Raw genomic sequence first — 14,501 nt, forward strand, 5'->3', positions numbered from 1 at the left:
GCCACGTTGGAGATCAACACCAGGCCGGTGAAGACCGCGACCAGCGTCGGATAGTAGGCAGAGCCGGTCGTCGCGAAGCCGCGGTCCTCGGTCGTACGGGTGTCCGGAGTAACCGTCACCGCGCCATTTTGACAGCCCAGCCGTCTGGACGCCCCGTCAGCTCAGCGCTTGCCCGATGAGCGGCGGCAGGCGGTCGGCCACCAGGGGGTACGACAGCGGCGAGGCGAACGCGATCGCGCCCGCGAGTTCCTTGCCCGTGAAGATGTTGGCCTTACCGCGTTTCGCGACGGCCGGGTCTGCGAGCAGTGCAGCCCGTTCCTCGTCGGTTTCGGTGTTCCAGATCAGCACGTCGGCGAGGTCGACGTTGTCCACGGCGCGCAGTCCGATGTGGGTGAGGAACTCGCCGCGCCAATCCGGCGTCAGGGCCTGCGGCTTACCGTCGCGCAGCTGGCCGTGCAGCAACGCCGCGGACCTGCCCGCCCACGCGGCGTTGTTCTTGCCCACCGCGGTGAACTTGTCGTCGACCCCCGCGATCAGACTCTGCATCTCGTCGTGCTTGAAGACCGCCTGACCGACGGTGCCGGACTGCTCCTGCCAGGGCTCGAAGAACGCGTCCTGCCCGGACTGCGCGACCGTCGGCGCGATCTCGGACAGCTTCGTGTAGGTGTCGTGGTCAAGTCCGGCATTGACCGCCACGATCAGATCCGGCTTCAGCCCCGCGATCTGGGTGACCTGGATTCCGTCGGCGAGGCTCAGCACCGTGGGTTGGGCGCCGCCGAGTTTCGGTTGCGCCCACGGCCATACCGCGAACGGTTCGCCGCCGAACCAGTCGGTGACGGCGATCGGCACCACTCCGAGCGCCAGCAGGTCGTCCTGTTCGGTCAGTCCCGCGCTGACCACCCGCTTGGGCGGTGCTGGGATCTTGGTCTCACCGAAGACGTGCTTGACGGTGACCGATCCGTCCTTGGCGACGGTGCCCGGCTTGTCCGAACCGCAGCCCGCGGCGACGAGCGCCGTGCCCGCGGTCATCGCCAGGAACCCTCGCCGAGTCAGCCGTGTGACCACTCGGCGAGCGTAGCCAACCGATTCGGAACTGCCCGAACAACACGGCGAACGTCAGGAGTGCGCGAGCCGCTTGTTCACCAGCCGGGTCAGCCACCCCGGTGAGAACCGCGACCCGGCGGTCAGCACCTTGGTCTGCGAGCCGACGGGGAAGTGCACCTGGTGCAGGGCGCGCCGCAACCACGACGGTTCGGTCGCCTTGACGATCGCGTCGGCGATGCCCTGTGCGGTGAGCCGGATGCCGAGCGAGTCGGTGGTGCCGGTCTTGATGCTGTCGGTCATCGCGGTCTGCACGTACAGCGGCCACATCGCGATGACGCGGATGCCGTAGCGGTTCCACTCGATGTCGAGCGCCTCGGTGATCCCGCGGACGAAGAACTTCGTAGCGCTGTAGTTCGCCAACTCGGCCTGGCCGTAGATCGCCGAGGCCGAGGAGAGGTTGACGACGACGGAGTTGGGCGTCTTGCGCAGGTAGGGAAACGCCGCGTACAGGCCGTTGACGACGCCTTTGGCGTTGATGTCGATCTCCTTGAGGTGGCCGTCGATGTCCATCTCCTCGAAGCGGCCGGCGCGCAGGATTCCCGCGTTGTTGATCATGACGTCGAGCCGGTCACCCGCGGCCTCGGCGAACTCGCCCACCCGCAGCGCCATCTCGTCGGGATCGGTGACGTCGAGGTGCCCGGTATGCGCGACTGCGCCCAGCTGGTCGATCTCGTCGGCCAGGGTCTTGAGCCCGACCTCGTCGATGTCGTAACCGCCGACGACGAACCCGTTGCGGGCGAACGTCAGCGCGGTGGCACGGCCGATGCCGGCCGCGGCACCGGTGATGAAGACGGCTTTGCGATCAGGGGAGGGTTTGGTCATGGGAGGGGCATACCCGCTTCGGTGGTGGTCGGCTCGTCGTGAGGTGCGCAACCGATCGATGCGCTACTCACGATGGTCCGAGTCGAATCGCACACTGACCTTCTGAAAGCCTTTCGCCCGTTCGGCTTTCGCCCTGCGCGTGTAGGTGCGGCGGTCGGCGGGGGTGAGATCGACGTCGTCGGTGAACGGCGTCAGCAACGCCCGGGGGTAGAGGTGGTCCACCCGGACGACGTTGATCTCCGCGCACATCACCAGCGTCACCGACACGAGGTACAGGAACGCGAGCAGGCCCAGCACCAACGCGAACACGCTGTTCGTGGCGCTCGCCGACTTGATCGTGTGCGCGACATAGTTCGCGCCGAACCACTGCAGCAGTTGCCAGATGACGGCGGCGGTCAGCGCGCCGGGGAGGACGTCGCGGTACGACAGGTGACGCACGGTGGTGACGCGAAACGCCACCAGGCAGATCACCGCATTGATCGCCACCGTGACGACGGTGACGCCGATCTTGCCGAACAGCCCCAGCCCGGCGGTCGCGTGGCCCACCGCCGAAAGCACCGTCGCCGCGATCGCCGCCGACCCGAGCACGAACAACAGCAGCAGGCTGCGCAGCCGCGACCGGAACGGGTCGGGGCGGTTGTTGCGCGGCACCGCCCACACCGAGTCCATCGCGTTCTGGATGGCCTGCCCCACTCCCAGCCCGCCGTACAGGGCACCGGCGATGCCGACGACGACAGCGGTGACGCCGCCGCTGAGTTGTTCGGGTTGCTGCAGTTGGGAGCCGATGACCGGGAACTGGCTCATCGTGGATTCGACGATCTGGTGCTGCAGCTCCGGGCGGCCGATGAGGACCACGCCGAGCACCGTCGTCAGCAGCAACAGCAGCGGAAACAGCGACACGAACGCGTAGTAGGTGATCAGCGCGGCCAGGTAGCCGCCCTGGTCGTCGACGTACTTGTAGACGACGGCGATGACGAAGCCGACGCGGCGGTGACGTCGCTGCAGCCTGTCCAGCCAGCCCACCATCTCCGGACTCCCTCAACCACGGGCCTCACTGATGCGCTGGTCGATACCCGTTTATCCGACCGGCGAATCGCCGTCAGCCGCGGGCATCGGCTTCGGCGGCGCCCACGGCGCGCGCCACCCCGGGATTGGTCATGAGCACCTGGTCCATCACCGTCGTGGTCAAGCTCCGCGCCGCCAGCGCCGGAGCGACCCACGCGGGTGCGCTGACCTGCGGTGCGCGCCGTTCGATACCGGAAAGCACGGCCGCGGCCGCGTCCTCGACGGCCATCGGCGCGGTGATGAATCCGGGAGCCACTTCGCGGATCGCCGCCGCGTGCTCGTCGGCGAAGGCGTCGGACGTCAGATCGGTGTCGATGAAGCCGAGATAGGCGATGCCGGCGGTCACCCCGTGCTGGGCCAGCTCGACGCGCAGGGTCCTGGCGAGCTGCTCGACGCCGGCCTTGCTGACCGCGTACGGCGCGGCCAGCACGCCGTTGAAGAACGCGTAGATGGAGCCGACGAACAGCACGTGGCCCCGGCGCTCCAGCACGCTGGGCAACGTGGCGCGCACCGTGCGCCACTGACCCAGCAGGTCGACCTCCACGGTGTGTTCGAAGTCGTCCGGCGCCATGGTGGTGACCGGTTGTGACGGCGGGGCGATGCCTGCGTTGGCGACCACCACGTCGATGCCGCCGAACGTCTCGGCGGTGCCGTCAGCGGCCCGCTGCAACGCCTCGGCGTCGGTCACGTCGGCCTGGAACGCCGCGGCCCTGTCACCCAGTTCGGCGGCCAGTTCCTCCAACGTCGGTAAACGACGCCCCACGAGCGCGACATGCGCCCCGCGCGTGTACGCCTGCCGGGCGATCTCGGCGCCCAACCCGCGAGCGGCACCCGTGATGAACACGACGCTGCCGTCGATCTCGAGCCGGGGTGGCGGCGCGAGGGCGGGGCCGACAATCGGCAGCGCGCCCACCGCGCGCGTCGCGGTGCTGCGCAACAACCGAGCCGCGTCGCCGATCACCGGTGCCGACTACCCGTTGGCGCCCATGGCAAACCGGTCAGTCGGCCTTCGAGCGCCGCGCGCGTGCCCGCCGCTTGCCTTCGTGCATCGCGGCCACTCGTGCGACGGGGATCGTGCGGCCGTGCTCGACGAGCTCAGCCGGCAGTGCCTGTGGGGCGGGCATGTCGTCGTTCCACGGATCCCGCGAACCCAGGGCGTCGAGCGCGGTGTGCACGGTGAAATCGGCCGGGGTGATGCGATCCAGGTCCGACCACGCCACCGGAAAGGACACGGGCGTGCCGGCCCGCAGGCGCGGGCTGTAAGCGGCGACGACGGTCGCCCCGCCGGCGCGGGTGGAATCGACGAACACCTTGCCCTGGCGGTCCTCGACGATGAAAGCCGTAGTGGTACAAGTCGGGTCGATCGCCTCGGCACGGGCTGCCAGCGCTCTGGTGGCCGCTGCGACGTCCTCGACCGGGGCGCTGCCGTCCACCGGGACGAACACATGAATTCCCTTGGCGCCGCTGGTCTTCACCGCGCCCGACAGGCCGCAGTCCGAAAGTGCCTGGCGGACAAGCTGTGCCGCCGCGACCACGACGCCGAAGTCGCTACCCGGCGGCGGGTCGAGGTCGAGCACCAGGTGGGTGGGCCGGTAGATGTCGCCGGCCAGGCCCAGCGTCGGGTGGTACTCGACGGCGCGCTGGTTGGCCAGCCACAGCAGCGTGCGCCGGTCGTCACACAGGGCATAGCGCACCTCGCGATGCGATGACTCCGCCCACATCGTGACGGTCTTCACCCAGTCCGGCGTGTACTTCGGCACGTTCTTCTGCATGAACGGCGCCTGGCCCCGCAACGCCCGCAGCACGGTCAGTGGACGGTCGGCCAAGCCGGGGAGAATCCGTTCGGACACCGCGTCGAGATAGTCGACGAGATCGCGTTTCGTCGCGCCGGCATCCTCGCTCAGCGGCTGGTCGAGGTTCGTCAGGCCGACTCCGGCGCGCTCCTCGGCGACGCTCATGACGCCACTGTAGGCAGCGTCATACGCTCAGCCGCCGATAGCGTTGCAAGCGGCGCACCCCGGCGGCGGGCGGCGGGCCGTCATGCGGGTGCAGCGCCGCTTGCACCCGCGCCCGGACGTCCGTTGTGTCGATGTGCGTGCCGATCGCGACGAGGTTGTTGGTTCTGGCCTTCGCCGGTGCGGTCGTGATGTGCACTGACGTGCCGACCACGTTGACGACGTAGGCGCGGCTCCGGTCGCGGTAGCGCACCGCGACGGTGCCTTTGATCCGGTAGACGTTCTCCGGCGGACACTCGAGAAGGTCGAGCAGGGCGCCGGGGTCTACGCACCCGCCGCCGGTAACGGTCACCGAGTCGGCGTGCACGTGCGGATGCTCGTGCGTTTCGGCGTCGACCAGCAGTTCGCGCAGCGACAGCTGACCGTCTTCGGCCGCCACTTCGGACACGTCGTACAGCAGAGCAGGGTCCACCCGACCTGCGACGGCGCCGACCACGTGGACGTCCGGATTGCGTTGGCGCACGCGGTCCTCGATGCGCTTGACGACGTCGTCGCGGTGGGCCGGTGCGATCCGATCGAGCTTGTTCACCACGACCAGCGACGCCGCCCCGTAGCGGGCGGGCGGGGTGTCGCGGTCGTCGACGGTGTCGAAATGCGTTGCGGCGTCGATGACGTCGACGATGCCGCCGGGCCGGATGCGGTCCACGCCGCTGAACCGGATGAGCCGCGATATCGCGATCGGGTCGGCCAGGCCGCTGGCCTCCACGATGATCGCGTCGAGGCCCAACTTCGGATCGGCGAGCTTGGCCAGGGCCTCGTCGAGTCCGCCGTCGTCGGGCAGGCAGCAGATGCAGCCACCCGTGATCGACGCCGGTTCGTCCACCTGCCCGGTCACCAGGCCCGCGTCGACGTTGAGTTCGCCGAAGTCATTGATCACCACCCCGATGCGGGCTCCCGGTGTGCGCAGGACATGGTTGAGGACCGTCGTCTTGCCCGCGCCGAGATAGCCGGTCAGCGCGATGACCGGGATCGTCGTCAGCACGTCCCACATGATTGCAGCGATTCCGTCACAGCCGTGTTTCGGACCCTCGCCGATGTGGAACCTAAGCCCACGAGAGGAGGCCCGAATGACGGACCACGACAAGGCCGGACAGGCTCGCGAAAGCCTGGTCGACTCGGTGAAGGGCAAGGCCAAAGAGCTGTTCGGCGCGGTCACCGGAAACGACTCGCTCACCGCCGAAGGGCAGCTCCAGCAGGCCGAGGCCAAGCAGCGCAAAGAAGCCGCCACGATTCAATCGGTCGCCGACGCCGAGGCGCGGGATGCGCGCGCCGATGTCGCCGAGGCACGCCGCGAAGGCGCCCAGGAACGCGCCGCGGTGAACGCCGAAGCGGCCGCCGAGAAGAGTGCGGTGGAAAGTCAGCAGGCGGCCGAGAAGCGCGCCGTCGAGCAGGCCGCCCAGCGGGAACTCGACGAGCAGCGCACCCAGGCCGATCTCGACGCCGAGCGCAGGGAGCGCGAAGCTGAGGCCGAGCAACGCGCCGGGATCCGCGACGCCGACAGCCAACTCGCCGGTGCGCTCGAAGAACATCGCGAAGCCGTCCAGGAGTCGGCGAGCGCGCACGCCGAGGCCGACCGCATCCGGCGCCAAGCCGACAACCTCGACAACGACGCCTGAGAAGGAGCCAGACCATGAGCCTGACCGCTATCCCGAGGGCGGTACTGAGGATTCAGTACCAGCTGGCCCGCATGCCGCTGCAGTTGATCGACGACCAGTTCGTGGCGCGGCTGGACTCCGAGGATCCCGCCCGGCTGTTCTACCGCCGTTCACTGGGCATGCTCGACACCGCCGTCGGCACCGCGCTCGGTGATCCTGAACTCCGCAAGCGCGGTGTCGCGCTCGTCGAACGCAGCGATGCGCTGCGTCGGGCGGCTGCGCTCGACGCGGCCGCCGACGAGAACCTAAAGCAGGCCGACGCCGAGCTCAAGGTGACGCAGGCGAAGGCGATGCAGGACAAGCAGGAGGTTTTCGAGGAGACCGACCGCGAGGCGCGCGAGGCGCGGCAAGAGGCCCAGCAGCGTAAGCGCGCGGCCATCGAGGAGGCCGAGAAGGACATCGTCGAGGGCAAGAAGCAGGCCGACCAGATCGCTGCAGAGCGCAAGCAGGATGTCGAAGCCGCGAAACGTCGTGAAGAAGAGCAGATCCGCGCTGCCGAGCGCGGCGCTGCCGCGAATGCGGGAGTAAAACTGCAAGACGCCCAGGACAAACTCATCGACGCCACGGTCACGCGCGCGCAGGCCGACACCATCGAGGAATTCGCCGAGGCGGAGAAAGAGGCGCGCCGAGACTGATTGCACTCGACCGGGCGTCACATGCCGATCAGCGACTCGATCCAGTCCCGGGCGAAGTAGAGCAGAAAGCCTGCGGCGACGACCCACATCAGCGGGCTGATGTCGCGTGCCTTGCCCACCGCCGATCGCAGCACTACCCACGCGATGAAGCCGACGCCGATGCCGTTGGCGATCGAGTACGAGAACGGCATCGTCGCCACAGTCAGCACCACCGGTAGGGTCACCGAAAACTCGGCGAGATCGATGTGGCGCAGGTGCGACACCATCATCGCGCCGACGATCACCAACGCCGCCGCGGCCACCTCGGTGGGCACCACCGAGGCCAGCGGCGAGACGAACATCGCGGCGAGGAACAGCGCACCGGTCACCACGTTCGCCAGGCCCGTCCTGGCGCCCTCGCCGATCCCTGCGCCGGATTCCAGGTAGACGGTGTTCGACGACGCCGACGAAGCGCCGCCGACCACCGCGCCGGCACCTTCGACGATCAGCGCCGGTCGCAGGCGCGGGAACGTGCCCTGCTCGTCGGCCAGGCCCGCCTCCCGCGACAACCCCGTGAAAACGCCCATCGCGTCGAAGAAGTTCGCGAACACCAGGGTGAACACGAACATGACCGCAGAGATCACCCCGATCCGTCCGAAGCTGTCCATGCTGAAGGCGCCGACGAGGGACAGGTCGGGGACGGCGAACGGAGAACCCGTCAGGGTGGGCACCGACAGACTCCACCCGCCGGCCTTGTCGCCGGCCGAGCCGAGGTGCCATACGGCTTCGATGACGACGGCGACGACAGTGCCGGCGATGAGCCCGATCAGTATGCCGCCCCGCACTTTTCGCGCCACCAGGGTTCCGGTGAGCAGCAGCGTGACGACGAAGACGACGGTGGGCACAGTGCTGATGGAACCGTCGCCGCCATCGCCCAGACCCAGCGGTGGCGACCGCATCCCGGTGGACCCGATGAAACCCGCGTCGACCAGACCGATGAACAAGATGTAGAGCCCGATGCCGGCCGTTATCGCGAGCTTGAGCTGCATCGGTACGGCGTCGAACACCATGCGCCGTAGCCCCGTCACGGCGAGCACCACGATGACGAGCCCGTTGATCACCACCAGGCCCATGGCTTCGGCCCAGGTGAGGGAGCCGACGAGCGTCGTGGCGACGAAGGAGTTGATGCCGAGCCCGGCGGCGAACGCGAACGGTAACCGCGCGACGAGACCGAACAGGATCGTCATCACGCCCGCCGACAGCGCCGTCACCGCGGACACTTCGGCGAATTGCAGCTTGGCGCCGGTGACGTCCTCGGACGCCGTGAGGATGATCGGGTTCAGCACGATGATGTAGGCCATCGCGATGAACGTGACGAGACCGCCGCGGACCTCAGCGCCGACGGTCGTGCCGCGCGCAGAGATCTCGAAGAACCGGTCGAGGCGAGTCATCCCTCGGCCAGGGGACTACAGCTGTGTCAGTGAGCGGTGAGCGCGGTCTGCTTGGCCGCGGGGTGCCGACGGCCAAGCAGGTAACCGAGCCAACGAATGTCGAGTAGCACTTGCGTCGCCTTCCGCTAGGCGGTCTTCTTGGTCAACAACGGCAGCAGGCGGCGCCGTTGATCGATGTTCTCGGCGAATTCGTGAAGCGCGTCCGGAACCGACTCGGCAATCGGGAACCTCACCCCGTGCAGCACGTGCCGCACGGCATCGCTGGCGATGACCGACCACTCCACGTCGGCATGGAAGCAGCACTCGTCCACGTCGTACAACAGCGAAACGACTTGCCCCGTGCAGCAACTCACGCCGCTGAGGTCGAGGATGAACGGCTTCTCGGCGAGGACGAAGCGGCGGGTGAGCGCCGTGATCCGCTCGATGTTCGTGTCATCGATGGTTCCGTCGATGGTGACGACCGTCGCCAGCTGGCGGCACACCGCGTGAAGCTGGGCACCGGCGCAGTCGAATGTCGGATTTCCGTAGAGTTTTCCGGACATCCCGCCTCCTGGGAGCACCTCAACCTGTGTCTTGACGCCCAAGTTATGTGGCCAACTTAAGGCAACCGGGAGCAGCGGCTAATACTTTGGTAAGAAGCCGGATTTGCTTTGACTAGCAAATACTTCAACCACCGCGCATCCACTGCGCGCCCGAGTAGTTCTGCCAGGGGCTGTAGTCGGCGAGCAGCTCCTCCTGCGGGGGCCGTTGCTCTTCGGGCACGTGCTGGAGGTTGATCCGGATGCGGTACCAGATCGAACTGGGCCCGCGCATCCCGTCGACGAGAACGTCTGCGGGCTCCAGCTTTTCGGCTACCGACGGGTAACGTCGCCGCCATTCGTCGAGCGCCGCCATCGCCTCGTCCTTGGTTTTGGTGCGGGCGATCTCGATCAACGGCTTCGACGAAATCCGGCGACCGTCGCCGCCACCCGATCGTTTCCCACCGCGCGGCGCCTTCTCGGCCGGCCCGAGTCGGTCGGCCAGCTCCAGCAGCGGGTCGAGCGAACCGGGTGAGTCGTCGATGCCCTCCCACGGGTCGCCGTGGTCGGCGAAGCGCTGCGGGACCGTCACGATCGTGAACGCCTCCGGCCGGCAGCCGGGTACCTCGGTCCACAGCAGCGGCGTCGACACCCGGGCGTCCGGCATCGCGCGCACCGAGTACGCCGAGGCGACGGTCCGGTCGAACGCGTTCTGGTTGAAATCGACGAATACGCCTTCGCGTTCCTCCTTCCACCAGCGCGCGGTGGCGATCTCCGGCGCCCGGCGTTCCACCTCGCGGGCGACCGCCTGGGCAGCCAGCCGCACGAACTTGAACGGCCACCGCCGCTGGATGCGGGCATAGATGTGGAAGCCCCGCGATCCCGACGTCTTGGGCCAGGCCGTCAGGCCGTGCTCCTCGAGCACTTCCCGCGCGACCATCGCCACGTCGATGATCTGGGGCCACGTCACGCCGGGCATCGGATCGAGGTCGACGCGCAACTCGTCGGGATGCGCCAGATCGTCTGCCCGCACCGGGTGCGGATTGAGGTCGACGCAGCCGAGATTCACCGCCCAGACCAGACCGGCCGCATCGCGCAGCACGGCTTCGGCCGCCGACGTGCCGGACGCGTACTTCAACTCGGCGACGTCGACGAAGTCGGGCCGTTTCGCGGGCGCCCGCTTCTGGAACACCGCTTCCTCGGTGATGCCCTTGACGAATCGCTTGAGGATCATCGGCCGATCCCGCACACCGCGCAGGGCGCCGTCGGCGACGCTGAGGTAGTAGCGGATCAGATCGGCCTTGGTGACCGCTGGGTGCTCGCGGCTGCCGGGGATCACGACCTTGTCCGGATGACTGACCGGCACCCGCTCGCCGTCGACCTCCAGGTACTGGGGCGTGGCCATGGCGTCATGTTAGTTTCCCGACCGCACTGCGACGCCGGTCACATATTGTGGCTGCATGGCCAGACTCACCGATCTCCCGTTGCAAGCGGTCGCCAAAGCACAACAGCTCGTCGAACGGGGGTCGGCCGAGCTGCACTACGCCGCCAAGATGTTCGGCGCCGGAGCGTTCAAGCTCGAACCGCCGCAGAACATCGCCGCGATGCTCGCCGACATCCGGCGCTGGGGCGAGTTCGGGATGATCCCGGCGCTCAACGCCCGTCGCACACCCAACGGCACCGCGATCATCGACGACTTCGGCGAGATGACGTTCAAAGAACTCGACGAGGCGGCGCACGCGGCGGCCAACGGTCTGCTGGAGAAGGGCGTCAAGGGCGGTGACGGGGTCGCGATCCTGGCGCGCAACCACCGCTGGTTCCTCGTCGCCCTCTACGGCGCGGCCCGCACCGGCGCGCGCATCATCCTGCTCAACAGTGAGTTCTCCGGTCCGCAGGTCAAGGAGGTGTCCGAACGGGAGGGCGCCAAGCTGATCATCTACGACGACGAGTACTGCCAGGCGGTGTCCAAGGCCGATCCGCCACTGGGCAAGCTGCGAGCGCTCGGCGTGAACCCCGACAAGGAGGAGGCGTCGGACAGTACCGACGAGACGCTCGAGGACTTCGTCTCCCGCCATCCGGACAAGCCGGCGCCGAAGGCCACCAAGCACTCGTCGGTCATCATCCTGACCAGCGGTACGACGGGAACTCCCAAGGGCGCCAACAGAAGTACTCCGCCGACGCTCGCCCCGATCGGCGGTGTGCTGTCGCACGTGCCGTTCAAGGGCGGCGAGATCACGTCGTTGCCCGCGCCGATGTTCCACGCGCTGGGCTTCCTGCACGCGACGATCGCGATGATGCTGGGCACGACCCTGGTGCTGCGCAGGAAGTTCAAGCCCGCGACCGTGCTCGAGGACATCGAGAAGCACAAGGTGACCGCCGTAGTCGTGGTCCCGGTGATGCTCTCGCGCATGCTCGCCGCACTGGACGACATGGAGCGCAAGCCGGACCTGTCCTCACTGCGGATCGTGTTCGTGTCGGGTTCGCAGCTGGGCGCGGAGCTGGCGCAGCGCGCCCTCGAGAAACTCGGGCCGGTGATCTACAACCTCTACGGATCGACCGAGATCGCGTTCGCCACGATCGCGCGGCCCAAGGATCTGGAGAAGAACCCCGCCACCGTCGGCCCTGTCGTGAAGGGCGTGAAGGTCAAGATCCTCGACGACAACGGCAAGGAGCTGCCGCAGGGCGAGGTCGGGCGGATCTTCGTCGGCAACTTCTTCCCGTTCGAGGGCTACACCGGCGGCGGCCACAAGCAGATCGTCGACGGGCTGATGTCGTCGGGCGACGTCGGGTACTTCGACGAGCACGGCCTGCTCTACGTCAGCGGCCGCGACGACGAGATGATCGTCTCGGGCGGCGAGAACGTGTTCCCCGCCGAAGTCGAGGATCTGATCAGCGGTCACCCCGAGGTCGTCGAGGCCACGGCGCTCGGCGTGGAGGACAAGGAGTGGGGTCATCGGCTGCGGGCGTTCGTGGTCAAGACCGACGGCGCCTCGATCGGCGAGGACGACATCAAGCACTACGTCCGCGACCACCTCGCCCGGTACAAGGTCCCCCGCGAAGTGATTTTCCTCGACGAGCTGCCGCGCAACCCGACGGGCAAGATCCTCAAACGCGAGCTCCGGGAGATGGACGTCGACGGCGACGGCGAGAAGGCCGACGAGAACGCCGGCGAAAAGGTGTCAGCCGACGGCGACGGTGATCAGGCGAAGGCCGACGGTTAGCTGCTGAGCTAATCGGCCATCGCGGCGGCGCCGGGGATCGACAGGCACACCAGCATCAGCAAGAGCAGGAACCAGCCCGCGCCCTGCCACTGCACCCAGGCGCCCTGCGCCCGCCACTCGCGATAGGTCTTCACGAACGCCCCGATGCCGCCGACCAACAGGATCGTCGGCACGGTCGAGGCGGCGACCACCGAGGTCTTGGACACGACCGCATAGATGACGAATGCCACGGCCGCCGCGGCGACCACCGCCGCCACATATTTCGCGGCCGCACGGAACGCTCCGGGCGTGTCCCAGCGCTTCTCGACGTCATTGGTCATGTCGGTTGGGTTGCCGTCGCGCCACCGGCTAAACGGCCGCTCACCACGGCCCGTTGACGTACCACGACAGGCAGCCGGGGATGTCTCGACAGGCGATCACCGCGGTCTGGTCCGGCGCACCCCCGCGCACCTTCGGCAGTCGCGGCCCGAAATTGCAGGACGTCGCCCACGGATTACCCGGCAGGACGCCGTTGTAGCAGGGTTGGGCATCGAACTGCGGCGTGGGCATGCCCGCCGGCACGGTCGGAGCGAGCAGCAGCCCCAGTGCGGCCACCGACACGACGGCCGCGCGAACCGTGCGGGTGCTGCTCATCGCCTCCACCAAACGTCGTACGCGACTGTTGGTTTCACGTTACGCCGGGTGGTAACTCGATTTAGGGATCTCGTGGCAGTCCCAGCAGGCGCTCGGCGATGATGTTCAGCTGGACTTCGGTGGTGCCGCCGTAGATCGTGGTTGCCCGGCTGCCCAGCAGGTACTCCGACCATTTGCCCGGCAGCTCCTGGGAATCCGCCACGGCGGCATCGGTCCCGAACGTCGACACTGCGAACTCCGCGTAGCCCTGACCGGTCTTCATCGACAGCAGCTTCGAGATCGCCGCGGCCGGCATCGGATCGCCACCGGCCAGCGTCAGCAGCGTCGAGCGCATGTTGAGCACCTTGGCGGCGTGCCCCTCGGCGATGAGGCGGCCGGCGTGGTTCTGCTCGGCCTGGTCGAACTGACCGTCGGCGAGAAACTGGACGAAGGCGTCGAGGCTGGCCAGGAACGGCGGCTCGCTGCTGCCGATCGACACCCGCTCGTTGGTCAGCGTGTTGCGACTGACCTCCCAGCCGCGGTTCACCTCGCCGAGCACCATGTCGTCGGGCACGAACACGTCGTCGATGAACACGGTGTTGAACATCGCGTTGCCGGTCAGCTCACGCAGCGGCTTGACCTCCACCCCTTCGCTCTTCATGTCGAGCAGGAAGTAGGTGATGCCGTTGTGTTTCGGTGCGCTGGGATCGGTTCGCGCGAGCAGAGCGCCCCACTCCGAGTACTGCGCGCCGGTGGTCCAGATCTTCTGGCCGGTGATGCGCCAACCGCCGTCGACCTTGGTCGCCTTGGTGGTCAGGCTCGCCAGGTCAGAACCGGCGCCGGGCTCGGAAAACAGCTGGCACCAGATCATTTCGCCGCGGAACGTCGGAGGCAGGAAGCGCTGCTTCTGCTCGTCGGTGCCGAACGCGACGATCGACGGGATGATCCACGCCGCGATGCCCATCTGTGGACGCTTGACGCGGCCGGCCTGGAACTCCTGCGCGATGATGATCTGCTCCACGGGCCCGGCCGCGCGACCCCACGGCTTCGGCAGGTGTGGCTGTACCCAGCCACCTTCAGCGATCGCGGTGTTGCGCTCCTCGCGCGCAATGTCTTTGAGGCCGGCGACTTCGGCGCGGATCTCCTCGCGCAGCTTCTCGGTCTCCGGATCCAGATCGATGTTGAGCTTGCGCATACCAGTGCTGGTCGCGACGTCGACGACCTGCTGCGGGTAGTCGGCTTGTCTGCCGAAGCCGGCGGCGAGCACCAGCGCGCGCCGGTAGTAGACGTTCGCGTCGTGCTCCCAGGTGAAGCCGATGCCCCCGTGCACCTGGATGCACTCCTGGGCGCAGTGCTGCGCTGCCTCGGGTGCGAGCGTGGCGGCGACCGCGGCGGCGAACTCGAAAGCACTTTCTGCTGCGCCG

15 protein-coding genes and 1 pseudogene are annotated in these 14,501 nt (G+C 67.8%); 3 read left to right on the forward strand and 13 right to left on the reverse strand.

Translation table 11 applies throughout. The annotated features are described in order from the left end of the window. The 7 genes and pseudogenes from A5663_RS22875 to A5663_RS02310 all read right to left on the reverse strand — a co-directional run. Nucleotides 1-119 (reverse strand): annotated as a pseudogene (locus A5663_RS22875) (VUT family protein); the annotation flags it as partial. 37 nt (nt 120-156) lie between these two features. Beyond that, nucleotides 157-1,065: an ABC transporter substrate-binding protein gene (locus tag A5663_RS02285; protein ID WP_156744292.1), complete on the reverse strand. Its 909-nt coding sequence runs from the start codon at nt 1,063-1,065 to the stop codon at nt 157-159. Nucleotides 1,066-1,116: 51 nt separating this feature from the next. After that, nucleotides 1,117-1,926: an SDR family oxidoreductase gene (locus A5663_RS02290; RefSeq protein ID WP_068143476.1), complete on the reverse strand. Its 810-nt coding sequence runs from the start codon at nt 1,924-1,926 to the stop codon at nt 1,117-1,119. Nucleotides 1,927-1,989: 63 nt separating this feature from the next. Continuing rightward, entirely contained in the window at nt 1,990-2,952 is a 963-nt protein-coding gene (locus A5663_RS02295) for a YihY/virulence factor BrkB family protein (RefSeq protein WP_068143479.1), read from the reverse strand. A 73-nt stretch (nt 2,953-3,025) separates the two neighbouring features. After that, complete coding sequence (locus tag A5663_RS02300) at nt 3,026-3,952, reverse strand: SDR family oxidoreductase (RefSeq protein ID WP_082973893.1); 927 nt, start codon at nt 3,950-3,952, stop codon at nt 3,026-3,028. A gap of 37 nt (nt 3,953-3,989) precedes the next feature. Further along, on the reverse strand, nt 3,990-4,949 hold the full coding sequence (locus A5663_RS02305) for a DNA polymerase domain-containing protein (RefSeq protein WP_068143480.1): 960 nt from the start codon (nt 4,947-4,949) through the stop codon (nt 3,990-3,992). Nucleotides 4,950-4,968: 19 nt separating this feature from the next. Then, nucleotides 4,969-5,985 carry a GTP-binding protein gene (locus tag A5663_RS02310; protein WP_068143500.1) on the reverse strand — a complete coding sequence of 339 codons (1,017 nt, stop codon included), beginning with the start codon at nt 5,983-5,985 and terminating at the stop codon, nt 4,969-4,971. A gap of 88 nt (nt 5,986-6,073) precedes the next feature. Here A5663_RS02310 and A5663_RS02315 point away from each other — a divergent pair, with 88 nt between their 5' ends. Further along, nucleotides 6,074-6,622 (forward strand): CsbD family protein, encoded by a 549-nt coding sequence (locus A5663_RS02315; protein ID WP_068143483.1) that lies wholly within the window; start codon nt 6,074-6,076, stop codon nt 6,620-6,622. A 14-nt stretch (nt 6,623-6,636) separates the two neighbouring features. Further along, entirely contained in the window at nt 6,637-7,296 is a 660-nt protein-coding gene (locus A5663_RS02320) for an IF2 family translation initiation factor (protein WP_068143484.1), read from the forward strand. Between the two features lie 17 nt (nt 7,297-7,313). Here the strand turns inward: A5663_RS02320 and A5663_RS02325 are convergent, their stop codons facing one another. From A5663_RS02325 to A5663_RS02335, 3 genes are all read right to left on the reverse strand, one after another. Next, nucleotides 7,314-8,726, reverse strand: a complete 1,413-nt coding sequence (locus A5663_RS02325; protein ID WP_068143487.1) for an NCS2 family permease — start codon at nt 8,724-8,726, stop codon at nt 7,314-7,316. Between the two features lie 125 nt (nt 8,727-8,851). Then, nucleotides 8,852-9,268, reverse strand: a complete 417-nt coding sequence (locus A5663_RS02330) for an STAS domain-containing protein (RefSeq protein WP_068143489.1) — start codon at nt 9,266-9,268, stop codon at nt 8,852-8,854. Between the two features lie 124 nt (nt 9,269-9,392). Beyond that, entirely contained in the window at nt 9,393-10,649 is a 1,257-nt protein-coding gene (locus A5663_RS02335) for a DNA polymerase domain-containing protein (RefSeq protein WP_068143491.1), read from the reverse strand. A 55-nt stretch (nt 10,650-10,704) separates the two neighbouring features. Here A5663_RS02335 and fadD2 point away from each other — a divergent pair, with 55 nt between their 5' ends. Then, nucleotides 10,705-12,465: a long-chain-fatty-acid--CoA ligase FadD2 gene (fadD2, locus tag A5663_RS02340; protein ID WP_068143493.1), complete on the forward strand. Its 1,761-nt coding sequence runs from the start codon at nt 10,705-10,707 to the stop codon at nt 12,463-12,465. An 8-nt stretch (nt 12,466-12,473) separates the two neighbouring features. Here the strand turns inward: fadD2 and A5663_RS02345 are convergent, their stop codons facing one another. The 3 genes from A5663_RS02345 to A5663_RS02355 all read right to left on the reverse strand — a co-directional run. Beyond that, nucleotides 12,474-12,785: a hypothetical protein gene (locus A5663_RS02345; RefSeq protein ID WP_068143496.1), complete on the reverse strand. Its 312-nt coding sequence runs from the start codon at nt 12,783-12,785 to the stop codon at nt 12,474-12,476. Between the two features lie 40 nt (nt 12,786-12,825). Then, nucleotides 12,826-13,098, reverse strand: coding sequence for a hypothetical protein (locus A5663_RS02350; RefSeq protein ID WP_068143502.1), 273 nt, complete (start codon nt 13,096-13,098; stop codon nt 12,826-12,828). A gap of 61 nt (nt 13,099-13,159) precedes the next feature. Further along, nucleotides 13,160-14,501, reverse strand: a 1,342-nt coding sequence (locus A5663_RS02355; protein ID WP_197503268.1) for an acyl-CoA dehydrogenase family protein, incomplete at its 5' end; no start/stop codon positions are given.

Source organism: Mycobacterium sp. E740, assembly GCF_001672895.1.
Lineage (GTDB): Bacteria > Actinomycetota > Actinomycetes > Mycobacteriales > Mycobacteriaceae > Mycobacterium.

Coding starts and splice junctions, on each gene's coding strand:
- A5663_RS02290 (WP_068143476.1), bottom strand. CDS start 1,926: ATGACCAAACCCTCCCCTGATCGCAAAGCCGTCTTCATCACCGGTGCC.
- A5663_RS02295 (WP_068143479.1), bottom strand. CDS start 2,952: ATGGTGGGCTGGCTGGACAGGCTGCAGCGACGTCACCGCCGCGTCGGC.
- A5663_RS02305 (WP_068143480.1), bottom strand. CDS start 4,949: ATGAGCGTCGCCGAGGAGCGCGCCGGAGTCGGCCTGACGAACCTCGAC.
- A5663_RS02315 (WP_068143483.1), top strand. CDS start 6,074: ATGACGGACCACGACAAGGCCGGACAGGCTCGCGAAAGCCTGGTCGAC.
- A5663_RS02320 (WP_068143484.1), top strand. CDS start 6,637: ATGAGCCTGACCGCTATCCCGAGGGCGGTACTGAGGATTCAGTACCAG.
- A5663_RS02325 (WP_068143487.1), bottom strand. CDS start 8,726: ATGACTCGCCTCGACCGGTTCTTCGAGATCTCTGCGCGCGGCACGACC.
- A5663_RS02330 (WP_068143489.1), bottom strand. CDS start 9,268: ATGTCCGGAAAACTCTACGGAAATCCGACATTCGACTGCGCCGGTGCC.
- A5663_RS02335 (WP_068143491.1), bottom strand. CDS start 10,649: ATGGCCACGCCCCAGTACCTGGAGGTCGACGGCGAGCGGGTGCCGGTC.
- fadD2 (WP_068143493.1), top strand. CDS start 10,705: ATGGCCAGACTCACCGATCTCCCGTTGCAAGCGGTCGCCAAAGCACAA.
- A5663_RS02345 (WP_068143496.1), bottom strand. CDS start 12,785: ATGACCAATGACGTCGAGAAGCGCTGGGACACGCCCGGAGCGTTCCGT.
- A5663_RS02350 (WP_068143502.1), bottom strand. CDS start 13,098: ATGAGCAGCACCCGCACGGTTCGCGCGGCCGTCGTGTCGGTGGCCGCA.